The sequence below is a fragment of the Eikenella halliae genome (assembly GCF_001648475.1).
Taxonomy (GTDB): Bacteria; Pseudomonadota; Gammaproteobacteria; order Burkholderiales; family Neisseriaceae; genus Eikenella; species Eikenella halliae.
This window is the reverse complement of sequence record NZ_LXSQ01000011.1, coordinates 57,446-70,407: the sequence shown is the minus strand read 5'-3', so window position 1 is coordinate 70,407 and position 12,962 is coordinate 57,446. Positions and strand designations below refer to the sequence as shown.

The following is a 12,962-nucleotide window of genomic DNA, read 5'->3' as shown; positions in this document are numbered from 1 at the left end:
GCAACGGGGCCCTCGAAAACCTCATCGGCAGCCAAGGCCAAATGATGGCTGATGACCATGCGGATTTTACGGTAAAACAGAATAGCGGAGTTGGGCTGAATGCCCAAAATATCGGCAGCGGAACGGGCGGTAACTTGGAGTACGAAAAATTCAAGCAGTTTATTTTGAACTCTCTTGCTTAATTTACAATTGGTTATCTGCATTTTCGTAGCCTAGCATAACTACTAATCTACGTCAGCCCCAAAAAAATTTATAGACAATTTCCCAATAGATAAAATTGATTTATTATCATCCAAAGACTTAGCATATTGGGCAAAGGAAGTAAAAGAAATTCCAAATTTAAAAAATAAAATAGATGCTGCTATTGAATTTTGCTTTAATTTCCTAACGTTTGAGAATTTATTGCCATTTGGGAAAATTATTGAGAAACAGGAGGAAGTTGCAGAATGGCATAACTTTCTCAATTCATTGAAAACGTTACCTTCAGTTAAACTAGATTAACTTTAGACTTAATCCAATAGGAAATACCATGCCCAAACGTACCGACCTAAAATCCATCCTTATCATCGGCGCCGGCCCTATCGTTATCGGTCAGGCCTGCGAATTTGACTATTCAGGCGCACAGGCCTGTAAGGCTTTGCGTGAAGAAGGCTATAAAGTCATTTTGGTGAATTCCAACCCCGCCACGATTATGACCGACCCTGAAATGGCGGATGTTACCTACATCGAGCCGATTATGTGGCAGACGGTGGAGAAGATTATCGCCAAGGAGCGGCCCGATGCGATTCTGCCCACGATGGGCGGTCAGACCGCGCTGAACTGTGCGCTGGATTTGGCGCGCAACGGTGTGCTGGCGAAATACAATGTTGAGTTAATCGGCGCGACGGAAGACGCCATCGACAAGGCGGAAGACCGCGGCCGCTTTAAGGAGGCGATGGAAAAAATCGGCCTCTCCTGCCCGAAATCTTTTGTCTGCCACACGATGAACGAAGCCTTGGCGGCGCAGGAACAGGTCGGCTTCCCGACGCTGATTCGCCCGTCTTTCACCATGGGCGGTTCGGGCGGCGGCATTGCCTACAATAAAGACGAGTTTCTGGCGATTTGCGAACGCGGTTTCGATGCGTCGCCCACGCATGAGCTGCTGATTGAGCAGTCCGTGCTCGGCTGGAAAGAGTACGAGATGGAGGTGGTGCGCGATAAGGCCGACAACTGCATCATTATTTGTTCGATTGAAAACTTCGACCCGATGGGCGTGCATACGGGCGACTCGATTACGGTTGCACCGGCGCAGACGCTGACGGACAAGGAATACCAAATCATGCGCAACGCAAGCTTAGCGGTATTGCGCGAAATCGGCGTGGACACGGGCGGCTCGAACGTGCAGTTTGCGGTGAACCCTGAAAACGGCGAGATGATTGTGATTGAGATGAACCCGCGCGTGAGCCGTTCGTCCGCGCTGGCTTCCAAAGCGACGGGCTTCCCGATTGCGAAGGTGGCGGCGAAGCTGGCGGTCGGCTTTACGCTGGACGAGCTGCGCAACGACATCACCGGCGGCCGTACGCCCGCGTCGTTCGAGCCTTCCATCGACTATATGGTAACCAAAATCCCGCGTTTCGCGTTTGAAAAATTCCCCGCCGCAGACGACCGCCTGACCACACAGATGAAATCGGTGGGCGAAGTGATGGCGATGGGCCGCACGATTCAGGAAAGTTTCCAAAAAGCCCTGCGCGGCTTGGAAACGGGCTTGTGCGGCTTCAATCCGCGCAGCGAAGATAAAGCCGAAATCCGCCGCGAACTGGCCAACCCCGGACCTGAGCGTATGCTGTTTGTGGCAGACGCGTTCCGCGCGGGCTTCACGCTGGAAGAAATCCACGAAATCTGCGCCATCGACCCTTGGTTCTTGGCGCAAATCGAAGACTTGGTGAAAGAAGAGCAGCAGGTAAGTGCAGGCTGCCTGCAAGATTTGGATTTCGCCGCCTTACGTCGTCTGAAACGCAAAGGTTTCTCCGACAAACGCATCGCGCAGCTTTTAGGCGTAAAAGAAAAAGAAGTGCGCGAACACCGCTACGCGCTGAAGCTGCATCCCGTGTATAAACGCGTCGATACCTGCGCCGCCGAGTTCGCCACCGAAACCGCCTACCTCTACTCTACTTACGAAGAGGAATGCGAAGCGCGCCCTTCCGACCGTAAAAAAGTGATGATTCTCGGCGGCGGCCCGAACCGTATCGGTCAGGGCATCGAGTTTGACTATTGCTGCGTTCATGCCGCGCTCGCCCTGCGCGAATCGGGCTTTGAAACCATCATGGTGAACTGCAACCCCGAAACCGTATCCACCGACTTCGACACCAGCGACCGCCTGTATTTCGAGCCGCTGACGCTGGAAGACGTGTTGGAAATCGTCCGCACCGAAAACCCGTGGGGCGTGATTGTGCATTACGGCGGTCAAACCCCGCTCAAACTCGCCAACGCGCTGGTTGAAAACGGCGTGAACATCATCGGCACGTCCGCCGACAGCATCGACGCCGCCGAAGACCGCGAACGCTTCCAAAAAGTGTTGAACGACTTAGGCCTGCGCCAACCGCCCAACCGCATCGCCCACAACGAAGAAGAAGCGCTCGTCAAAGCCGAAGAAATCGGCTATCCGCTGGTCGTGCGCCCGTCTTACGTCCTCGGCGGCCGCGCCATGCAGGTCGTCCACTCCGCCGAAGAGCTGCAAAAATACATGCGCGAAGCCGTGCAGGTATCCGAAGACAGCCCCGTGTTGCTCGACTTCTTCCTGAACAACGCGATTGAAGTCGATGTGGACTGCGTTTCAGACGGCAAAGACGTCGTTATCGGCGGCATCATGCAGCACGTCGAACAGGCAGGCATCCACTCCGGCGACTCCGGCTGCTCGCTGCCGCCCTACTCGCTCAGCGAAGAAATCCAAGACGAAATCCGCCGCCAAACCAAAGCCATGGCCTACGCGCTGGGCGTGGTCGGCCTGATGAACGTACAGTTCGCCGTGCAGGACGGCGTGGTGTTCGTGTTGGAAGTGAACCCGCGCGCCAGCCGCACCGTCCCCTTCGTCTCCAAAGCCACCGGCGTGCCGCTCGCCAAAGTCGGCGCACGCTGCATGGCAGGCATTTCCCTGCAAGAGCAAGGCGTGGAAAAAGAAGTCGTCCCCGATTTCTATGCCGTTAAAGAAGCCGTGTTCCCCTTCATCAAATTCCCCGGCGTGGACACGATTTTGGGCCCCGAAATGCGCTCCACCGGCGAAGTGATGGGCGTGGGCGAAACCTTCGGCGAAGCCTACCTCAAAGCCCAACTCGGCGCGGGCGAGCGCCTGAACCCGACCGGCAAAGTGTTCCTGTCCGTACGCGAAGAAGACAAACCGCACATCGTCAAAACCGCGCAAAACTTCCAAGCCTTGGGCTACGGCGTTTGCGCCACGCGCGGCACGGCGGGCTACCTGAAAGAACACGGCGTGGTGGTGCAGGCGGTGAACAAAGTGCCCGAAGGCCGCCCGCACATCGTGGACGCGATTAAAAACGGCGAAATCGCGCTGGTGGTGAACACCGTATCCAGCAACCCGCAATCCGTCGCCGACAGCCACAGCATCCGCCGCAGCGCCCTCACCCAACGCGTGCCGCAATACACCACCATCGCCGGCGGCGAAGCCATGAGCGAAGGAATGAAAAGCTTCAACCTCCTCGGCGTATATAGCGTGCAGGATTTACACGCCCGCTTGAAAGGCTAGCAGGTACTCCAGGCAAACGCCAGATAATATAGTGGATTATAGTGGATTAAATTTAAATCAGGACAAGGCGGCGAGCCGCAGACAGTACACACGTTACGGCAAGGCGAGCCAACGCTGTACTGGTTTAAATTGAATCCACTATAAAAAGGCTACCTGAAAGTTTTCAGGTAGCCTTTTCATTATCGGCAACAAAAACAGCAACCGTTTGAAGGCTGCTGTTTTAAAGCGGTATGCACCACACCAGGGTTTCCACCACGAATATCCGTGCCCAAGAAGCGTTTGGGGTGGGGAAGAGCAGAAGTGAGGGGTTGTGATGTTCAACCGCCAAAAAGAAAGGGGCTGACGTAGATTAGCCCTAAATTCCACACCAATCCCGCAGGATTTTAAGCTGTTGAGACGGTGTGCCGAAGTTAAATCGAAACTCACATTCTTTCAAGAACAGTGGGAAAGATTTGCGGTCGATTCCGTTGTATTTGCGCAAGACGCGTTTTGCCTGATTCCAAAAATTCTCAATGCCGTTGATATGGTTCTGGCGGTCTGCAAATTCCTTGGAATGGTTGATGCGGTGATGGATAAAACCGCTCACGTCCAACTTGTCGTAGCTGCTCAGGCTATCCGTGTAAACAATGCTGTCCGGCATGATTTTCTGTTTGATAACAGGCATCAAAGTATCGGACTTGGCATTATCTAAGACAACGGTATAGACCCGTCCGTTGCGTTTCAGGATGCCGAAGACAACCACTTTTCCTGCCGCACCGCGACCACGTCTGCCTTTACGCCGTCCGCCGAAATAGCTTTCGTCCAACTCGACGGGGCCCTCGAAAACCTCATCGGCAGCCAAGGCCAAATGATGGCTGATGACCATGCGGATTTTACGGTAAAACAGAATAGCGGAGTTGGGCTGAATGCCCAAAATATCGGCAGCGGAACGGGTGGTAACTTGGAGTACGAAAAATTCAAGCAGTTTATTTTGAACTCTCTTGCTTAATTTACAATTGGTTATCTGCATTTTCGTAGCCTAGCATAACTACTAATCTACGTCAGCCCCATTGAAAGACGATGTAAAGGAAGAGTTAAAAGCCAGGCTGGATGCGTTGCAACGGCAGTTTGGCGGTAAACACACTGGCGCACTCAATATCTTTGCCACTGAGTTAATCATTGCCCGTTGGCTTGCAGTCATCGCACATCGGCGCAGGTGCTGATGCATTACTCATGTCGATAGACCTCCATCATCAGACGTCGGTTGGAGTCGTCTTCCAGACTTCCTGCGCCAGCGCGATGAGCAGCGCGTGGCGCTTCTCGATGGATGCGGCATTCCACGCAGGAAAAGCCTCCAGCTTGGTGTTGATCCGGGAAATCGATGTATTCTGGCCGACCTCGGTCAGGGCCACCAGACTGCGCGTCAGGTAGTTGCCGCTCTTGCCGTATTCTGCCTGCTTGGCCTTGTAGAAATCATTTCCCGCGACGATATTGATTGGTTTTTCCAGCAAGGTCAGATTGCCGAGGCGATTCTTGTAGTCGTCGTAGACCGCATTCGGGTTCTCTGCTGCCCACGTGGCACGCAGCTCCGACTTCGGGATGTCGGGCAAGATGTGCTCGATTTCCAGCTTGGTGAAGGGCTCGAGACTGCCTGGGGCCTTCAAGCCGCTGAACGCCATCTCGACGTGCTGGGTTATGGCAAACGCATCAATGTAGTTTGAAGGATATGGTTGGTTACAGAGATCTTCGGAAATACCGGCCAATTCGATGAGTGCGGCAATTCACGCGCCATTTGTCGCTGTTTTGCCAATAATAATCCACGATGATGCCTTGATCGTCAGTGTAGAAAATGCGGTCTTGGTCTTGTCCGTAGCAGACGTCGCTATAGTAGTTGGTAATGATGGGACCGTTTTGACTGCTACCTTCGTATTCACGGCCGCCGTAGGAGTAATAAGTATAGCGCCAAAGGTAGGCATAGCGGTTGTTTTCCGATTTGACTCTACCTTCTGTGGGTTCGACGCCATAGGATTTGATAACTGCATCGATGGGTTTGCCAACAAAGCGTTTCATACGCGTGTCTAGGCTGGCGCAGCCGACAGTGAGGCAAACGAGGCCGGCCAGGAGGGCGGTGCGGCCGATGGAGATTGGGGAGGGCATGATGTGCTTTCTTGTGGTTGAAATGAGGGGCGGAATGATAGAAAAGGCATGGGCAAGTTGGCAAGAGGCTACCTGAAAAACATGAAACGTTTTCAGGTAGCCTCTTGGTTGATACACGCTTGGCCTTCAATAATGCGGCGGGATTTCGGCGGCGGGATTAAAGGCTTGGTTGGCGCCGCCGCCATCTTTTTCCTGCAAGCGGCCGTAGAGCAGGCGCAGCTGGGCTTGTTGCAAGTCTAAGGCTTGCTGCAAGCGGGCGACGGTGTCGTTCAGGCTGTCGAGCAGGTCGTTCTGCAGGGCTACCTGAATTTCCAGTTCGGCCAGCCGCGCTTCGGTATCGTTTTGCGTCATCACAGCACCATGGCGGCCACCCAGCCTGCGGCCATCAGCGGCAGGTTGTAGTGGATGAAGGTGGGGATGACCGAATCGTAGATGTGGTCGTGCTGGCCGTCTACGTTCAGGCCGGAAGTGGGGCCGAGGGTGGAATCGGAAGCGGGCGACCCGGCATCGCCCAGCGCGCCGGCAGTGCCGATGATGGCTACGGTGGCCAGCGGTGAGAAGCCCATTCCCGCGCACAACGGCACATAAATGGCCGTGATGATGGGCAGGGTGGAGAAGGAGCTGCCGATGCCCATGGTTACCAGCAAGCCGACGGCGAGCATAACCAGGGCGGCCATGCTTTTGTTGCCGGCGAACAGGCTGGCGCTGGTGTCGACCAAGGGTTTGATCTGGCCGGTGGCCTGCATCACTTCGGCGAAGCCCTGGGCGGCAATCATGATGAAGCCGATCATCGCCATCATGCGTAGGCCGCTGTCGAATACCGCATCCACTTCGCGGCGACGCACCACGCCGGTGGCCATGAATACGCCGAAGCCGATCATCGCGCCCAAGAGCAGAGCGTCGTCGTACACCAGCTGCACCACAAAGGAAGCCACAATCGCCACCACGGCCACCACGCTGCGGTAGGTGGAGATTTTCGGCGCATTGGCCGCAGCCTGCTCGGAGCTTAAATCCACCTGGTTATTGGTGTAGTGGCGCGGTTTGCGGTAGTGGACGAAGGCGAGCAGCAGCCCCACAAGCATGCCGGCGGCGGGAATCGCCATGGCTTCCATCACGTTGACGCCCTGCACGTCCATACCGGCTTTTTGAATGTTGGCCAGCAGGATTTGGTTTAAGAAAATCGCACCAAAACCATAAGGCAGGAACATGTAGGTGGTTACCAGGCCGAAGGTGAGCACGCAGGCCAGCAGGCGGCGGTCGATCTGCATGCGGTTGAACACGAGCAAAAGCGGCGGCACCACCATCGGGATAAAGGCGATGTGGATCGGGATGATGTTTTGGCTCATGATGCTCATCAGCAAGAGCGCGCCGATCAGCCCCCATTTCAGGCCATTTACGCCGGAGGGGATTTGGTCGCGGCTGGCATCGCCGCCCATTTTGCGCACCACCATGCCGGCCAGCTGATAGGGCAGGCCGGAGTGGGCAATCGCCATGGCAAACGCGCCGAGCATGGCATAGGAGAGCGCAATCTTCGCACCGCCAGCCAAGCCGCTTTGGAAATGGGTGATTACACCTTTGGTGATGACTTCATGGGTGGCCGGGTCGATAATATCCGCCAGCGGCAGCCCGGCGGCCAGGCCGCCCACAAATGCGCCGATAACCAGGCTCAATACAACGTGTACGCGTGCCGCCGACAAAACCAGCATCACCAGCACTGCTAAAACGACAGCATTCATTTTGCATTCTCCTTTCTTGCGCCGAATCCGCATCCGCCAAAAGCAAAAGCCAAAGCCCAATTTCTCCGTTTATTGCCCGATGTGGAGAAATAAGCGCTTTAGCTTTGTGGCCAGATGGACATTGGCCGCAGATTTATTTCATTAATCGGGAAATGAGTATAACAACGGAAAAAGCGGCAGGCAACAGGCAGATTGATTGGCTGTGAATAAATTTCCCCGCCGATTCAGCAGAATAGTGAAGGCTACCTGAAAAGCAGGAAAGTAGTTTCTTCATAAGCAGAATTTAGGTGCGGATGAGCGGGAAAGATAATTATCGGCAGGGGAGCAGAGAGGCGTGCTATTTGCATAAGAAAGGCTACCTGAAAAACAAGTGCACTTATTTTTCAGGTAGCCTTCAAGCTGGCGGCATCAATTATCCAGCAAATCCGCCCAGGTTTCCGGCTGTGTCCACACAATGCGCGGTAAGTTCAGGTGGCGGTTGTGTGGCGCATCATAGAGGCGGTGTTGCCACAGGGGCGGCAGGCTGCCTTCGATAGTCGGTTTGTCGTCGATGAGGATGTCGCCGCGTACCCAGGTTTTGTCTTTGGCGATAATCACGCGCCGTGTCCATTCTGCGCCCAAGTGTTGCTCCACCCAGGCGATTTTCTCGCCGGCGCAGTAGCGGTATTGGTTGACCGGCGCGGTGCAGATACGCACGTCGTGACCGGCAGCAAAAAGGGCGTGGGCAGCTTCCACTGCGCCGGGCATGGGCGGCAGGCTTTCGAAAAAACCGACTGCACCGTAGAGTTCGGTCGCGTGCGTGCGCAGGTGCTCGGGCAGGCGGTCGCGGATGTAGAAAATGTGTTCTTTGCCTTCTATCGGCGCGTCTTCGCCGAAGCGGACGCGCCAATGGCGGCGGAATCCGCTTTCAAAGTCGGCGAGCACGTTGTCTTGGTCGAGCAGGATGAGCATGGCGGGCTTTCTGTGGTGTGTTGGGATAAGACGGGCTGAAAAGTTGGTAGCTCGATTATAAGGTTTTATCGGGCATCTAGGTTTGGGCTGTCAATTTTCAAACGCCAATGCTCGAATGCCTGAATTTGTGGCATGGCCTGTTGGGCTGAAAAGGCTACCTGAAGTTTCAGGTAGCCTTTGTTCTGTTTGCCCTAATCAATCCGGTAGTGCAGCAATCGATAGGCATGGCGGATTTTGGGAAATAGGCGCATGAGCCAGTAGTTGAGACCGATGTCTTTGGCTTCGGGGAAGTCGGTCATGTGTTTGGCAGACACAAGATGGAGGTTGGCGGCCCAGCTTTCCATTTGGCGGTCGTCGTCACAGGCGAAATCAAAGCTGGCACGGGCGTGTTTGAGGGCGTCGTGTTGGTCGGAATGTTTCACCATAAACGTGCCGGCCACGTCGAAGGCGATTTCGCCGCGGAAGCGTTGGGCAAGCTGTTGGAACAGTTCGCGCACTTGGACTTCGGCAAAATACATCAGCACGCCTTCGAGGATAAAGAGCACGGGGGCGGCGGGGTGGCTTTGGCGCAGCCGTTCCATCCAGCCGGTGTCGAATGCGGAGGCGGGGACGAGGGTTTCGTTGGCTTGCGGCGGCAGCAGTGTTTCGCGCAGGGCGATGACGTCGGGCAGGTCGAGCTGGTAGAAGGGGGTGTGGTCGGCGGCGCTGCCGAGCCGCTCGCGGCGGCCGTCGAGCCCGCAGCCGAGAATGGCAACGATGCCTTCGGGGTGGCGGCGAATAAAATCGGCGGCCACTTGGTCGAAATAGCGGGCGCGCAGGGCTGTGCCCACACGGCTGTTACGGGCGGAGCGGAATCGGGTGAAGTCGTAGTCGATTTGCGGCACAAGGCGCAGGGCGGCCGGGTCGTTCAGTATCGGCTGGCTTTGTTGTGCGTCGAGGTATTTCATGTAGAGCGGAATCAGCAGGGTTTCGCTGACGGCGTTTTGGATTTTTAGCATGACATCTCTCCTGAACCGGGCTGCCTGCAGGCATTTCCTTAAACGGAGATTTGAGCCGTACAGAAACTGGGTTGCAGCTTTGCTTTCAGGCAGCCTGTTGAGCTAAATAGAAATGAGAATCTTACAAAAGTGATTATACGCCTGAATAAGCAGCTTGAGATGATGTGAAAGGCTACCTGAAAGCTCTAAAGTGGCTCATCCGGATGGTTAAAGCAGCTATATCAGGGAAACACGCCGGCTGCTTCGTGGTGTTTTCAGGTAGCCTTCTGCTTGAAAAACAAGCCAAACTGCCCAATTATCAAAATGTCGTTGATGCGGTAATTGCGTGTATACCGAATGCGCCTGCCGCTTTGGGCTACCTGAAACTCCCTCCACACAAAGGAATCCCCATGAACCCCGTCTTCCAGCCTTACACCTTCAATAACGGCGCCACCGTTTCCAACCGCCTCGCCGTCGCCCCCATGACCCACTTCGCTTCGGACGAAAACGGCCACATCACCGACCAAGAGCGCACGTTTCTGCAAAACCGCTTCAAAGGCTTCGGCCTGTTTATCGCCGCCGCTACATTGGTGCAGGCAAACGGCAAAACCTTCCACGGCCAGCCGTACGCCATCAACGAGGACGACCTGCCCAGCTTGCGCGAAGTCGCCCGAATCGCCCAAGCACAGGGTGCGAAAGCCATCCTACAAATCCATCACGGTGGCCTGAAAGCCGAACTTTCCGCCGACATCGTCGCCCCGTCCGCCGATGAAGCCACGGGCGCGCGCGAACTGGCCGTAGCCGAAATCGAACAGCTCATCGCCGCCTATGCCAATGCCGCTGCCCTCGCGGTGCAGGCCGGGTTTGACGGCGTAGAAATCCACGGCGCAAACGGCTACCTGCTGCAACAATTTGTGTCCGCCCAAACCAACCGCCGCACCGACGAATGGGGCGGCAGCCTGCACAACCGCCTGCGCTTCCCGCTGGCCGTGGTCGATGCCGTCGCCGCCGCCGTGAAAGCACACGCCAAACCCGACTTCATCTTGGGTTACCGCTTTTCGCCCGAAGAGCCGGGCGAACACGGCATTACCATGGAGGAAACCTTCACCCTCGTGGACGCGCTGGTGCAAAAACCGCTGCAATATCTGCACGTTTCGCTGTGGGACTTCTACAAACACGCCCGACGCGGCGCAGACACCCGCCGCGCCCGCATGGAACTGCTGCACGAGCGCATCGGCGGCCGCCTGCCCTTAATCGGCGTGGGCAACCTCTACACCGGCAGCGACATCGCCAAAGCGTTTAATACCGGCTGGGCAGAGTTTATCGCGCTGGGCAAAACCGTGATGATTAACCCAGATTTGGCCGACTTGGTGCGCGAAGGCCGCGATGCCGACATCCAAACCGATCTCGACCCCGCCCGCGCCGACCACTACCGCCTGCCCGACGCGCTGTGGCAACGCTGCCTCATCAACTCGCCGTGGCTGCCGCCCGTGAAAGGGATGGAGCGGCAGATTGTGGATATTTGAGCGTTTTAGACGGCCTTTAGAAGCTGAAGACTGTTTGAAAAATAGCAAAAGCAGCCTGCACTTGAGAAATTCAAAGTGCAGGCTGCTTTTTAGGTTTTCAGGTAGCCTTAACCCCGAATCAAAACAACGCCCGCCTCACCGTCTCCTGCCCTTGCTTATCCAATCGTAAGAATTGGTGGATGATGCGTTCGGCATCGGGTGCGTCGGCGGTGGAAAACAGCGATTGCACGTAATCGTTTGCAGGCTGCTTTTTGATTTCTTCGGGCGTGCCGATTTGTACCAGCTGGCCGTTGTGCATCACGCCGATGCGGCAGGCGAGTTTCAGGGCTTCCTGCATATCGTGGGTCACAAACACGATGGTGGTGCCGAATTTCCGGTGAATCATGGCGATTTGGTCTTGCAGCACGGTGCGCACCAGCGGGTCGAGCGCGGAAAACGGTTCGTCCATCAGCAGCACTTGGGGCTTGGCGGCAATGGCGCGCAAAATGCCGATGCGCTGCTGTTCGCCGCCGGAAAGTTCGTGCGGATAACGGTCGCGGTAGCGTGCAGGGTCGAGTTCCACCAGTTCCAACAATTCGTTCACGCGCGCTTTGCGTTCGGCTTTGGGCCAGCCCAAAATGTCGGGCATGAGCGCGATGTTTTCCGCCACGGTCATGGTGGGGAATAGGGCGATTTGCTGCAAGACGTAACCGATTTGGTGGCGGAGCTGGCGGATGTCGTAGTCTTTAATCCGCTTGCCGTGCAGATAAACGTTGCCGTCGGTCGGTTCAATCAGCGCGTTAATCATGCGTAAAGTGGTGGATTTGCCGCTGCCCGAGCCGCCCACCAACACGAAAAATTCGCCCTGATAAATGGTCAAATCCAAATCGCGCACAGCATATTTGCCGTCATAGTGCTTGCCTGCGCCGCGAAATTCGATAAACGGGGCAAGATTATTTTGCATATTGTGCCTTTACTACGTCTTCAAAATTAAGCGGTGCACGTCCCAACAATTTCGGCAGGTCGCCTGAAACGGCGGCAAGTTCGCCTTTGGCAATGGCGGTGTAGGTGGAAACCCATGCTTCAATCTGCCAGTCGGGCGTATCAGGGTAAGCGGCTTTGCGGCTGGCGAAGGCTTCTTCTAGGGTTTCGTTGTGGTAGCGGTGAGGTTTGCCGGTGATTTCGGTTAAGACGGCGGCTATTTCAGCAAAACTTAATGATTGGGAACCGGTCAGCGTATAGGTCTGATTATCGTGGCGGTGGTTGCCGCATGCGATGTCGGCGATGACGTTTGCCGCCGCTTGGGCAACATCGCGCTGCGAAACGCAGGCAACGCGCCCGTCGTCGGCTGGGCCTGCGATGATGCCGTCTGCGTTGGCAATCGTTGCCATCATCTCACTGTAAAAATTGTCGCGCAGAAAGGTGTAACGCATATTTGTTTGCCGGATTGCATTTTCGGTAACCGCATGGGTGCGCGCCAGCGTGAAGGTGCTGTCCAACGCCGCCTGCGCAAAAGAGAGATAAACCATATGTTGCACGCCCGCTTCCGAAGCAGCCTGCACCAAAGTCAAATGCTCTTGCTCACGCGTCGGGCTTTCGGCGGCGGACACCATAAACAGCACGTCCACCCCGTTTAACGCCTGCTCGGCAAGCTCCAAATCACCATAGGCAAACTGCCGCGCCTCGCAGTTCGGCAGGTCGGGCGCTTTGGCGGGGTTGCGCAGCGGCAGAATAAGCGGCAGACCACGTGTGTTCAGATGACGGGCGACCATGCCGCCGATGTTGCCGCTGGAGCCGGTGATGGCGATGTTCATGTTGTTTTCCTTATGCGTTTTCAAAAGGGATGGCTTTGCCGTTTGCAGGGTTTCTGTCAAACCATGTGCAGGCTGCTTTTTGGGCTTTCAGGTAGCCTGCCGCT

General features: G+C 55.7%; 11 protein-coding genes and 1 pseudogene. 2 read left to right on the top strand and 10 right to left on the bottom strand.

Annotation, left to right across the window (positions count from 1 at the left end):
- A pseudogene (locus A7Q00_RS12760) lies at positions 1-203 on the bottom strand (IS1595 family transposase); the annotation flags it as partial.
- A gap of 326 nt (positions 204-529) precedes the next feature.
- Here A7Q00_RS12760 and carB point away from each other — a divergent pair.
- A complete protein-coding gene (gene carB / locus A7Q00_RS04150; RefSeq protein ID WP_064089364.1) occupies positions 530-3,739 on the top strand; it encodes a carbamoyl-phosphate synthase large subunit in 3,210 nt (1,069 codons plus the stop codon).
- A gap of 355 nt (positions 3,740-4,094) precedes the next feature.
- On the opposite strand, the gene A7Q00_RS04145 is transcribed toward carB, so the two are convergent.
- The 7 genes from A7Q00_RS04145 to A7Q00_RS04115 form a co-directional block, all read right to left on the bottom strand.
- The gene (locus A7Q00_RS04145; RefSeq protein ID WP_064089363.1) at positions 4,095-4,748 is read right to left on the bottom strand and encodes an IS1595 family transposase; all 654 of its coding nucleotides are present in this window, start codon (positions 4,746-4,748) and stop codon (positions 4,095-4,097) included.
- Between the two features lie 223 nt (positions 4,749-4,971).
- Positions 4,972-5,397, bottom strand: a complete 426-nt coding sequence (locus tag A7Q00_RS04140) for an HNH endonuclease family protein (protein ID WP_064089362.1) — start codon at positions 5,395-5,397, stop codon at positions 4,972-4,974.
- 55 nt (positions 5,398-5,452) lie between these two features.
- Positions 5,453-5,875, bottom strand: a complete 423-nt coding sequence (locus tag A7Q00_RS04135; RefSeq protein ID WP_064089361.1) for a hypothetical protein — start codon at positions 5,873-5,875, stop codon at positions 5,453-5,455.
- A gap of 126 nt (positions 5,876-6,001) precedes the next feature.
- Positions 6,002-6,226, bottom strand: a complete 225-nt coding sequence (locus A7Q00_RS04130) for a SlyX family protein (RefSeq protein ID WP_064089360.1) — start codon at positions 6,224-6,226, stop codon at positions 6,002-6,004.
- Complete coding sequence (locus tag A7Q00_RS04125; RefSeq protein ID WP_064089359.1) at positions 6,226-7,611, bottom strand: Na+/H+ antiporter family protein; 1,386 nt, start codon at positions 7,609-7,611, stop codon at positions 6,226-6,228. The genes A7Q00_RS04130 and A7Q00_RS04125 overlap by 1 nt, the downstream gene beginning before the upstream one ends.
- Positions 7,612-8,019: 408 nt before the next feature.
- A complete protein-coding gene (locus A7Q00_RS04120; protein ID WP_064089358.1) occupies positions 8,020-8,562 on the bottom strand; it encodes a 5' nucleotidase, NT5C type in 543 nt (180 codons plus the stop codon).
- A gap of 191 nt (positions 8,563-8,753) precedes the next feature.
- Complete coding sequence (locus A7Q00_RS04115; RefSeq protein WP_064089357.1) at positions 8,754-9,560, bottom strand: class I SAM-dependent methyltransferase; 807 nt, start codon at positions 9,558-9,560, stop codon at positions 8,754-8,756.
- Between the two features lie 389 nt (positions 9,561-9,949).
- Here A7Q00_RS04115 and A7Q00_RS04110 point away from each other — a divergent pair, with 389 nt between their 5' ends.
- Positions 9,950-11,065: an NADH-dependent flavin oxidoreductase gene (locus tag A7Q00_RS04110; protein ID WP_064089356.1), complete on the top strand. Its 1,116-nt coding sequence runs from the start codon at positions 9,950-9,952 to the stop codon at positions 11,063-11,065.
- A gap of 118 nt (positions 11,066-11,183) precedes the next feature.
- Here A7Q00_RS04110 and A7Q00_RS04105 read toward each other — a convergent pair whose 3' ends face one another.
- Positions 11,184-12,008: an ABC transporter ATP-binding protein gene (locus tag A7Q00_RS04105; protein ID WP_064089355.1), complete on the bottom strand. Its 825-nt coding sequence runs from the start codon at positions 12,006-12,008 to the stop codon at positions 11,184-11,186.
- Complete coding sequence (locus tag A7Q00_RS04100) at positions 11,998-12,858, bottom strand: SDR family oxidoreductase (RefSeq protein WP_064089354.1); 861 nt, start codon at positions 12,856-12,858, stop codon at positions 11,998-12,000. The genes A7Q00_RS04105 and A7Q00_RS04100 overlap by 11 nt, the downstream gene beginning before the upstream one ends.
- Positions 12,859-12,962 lie beyond the last annotated feature (104 nt).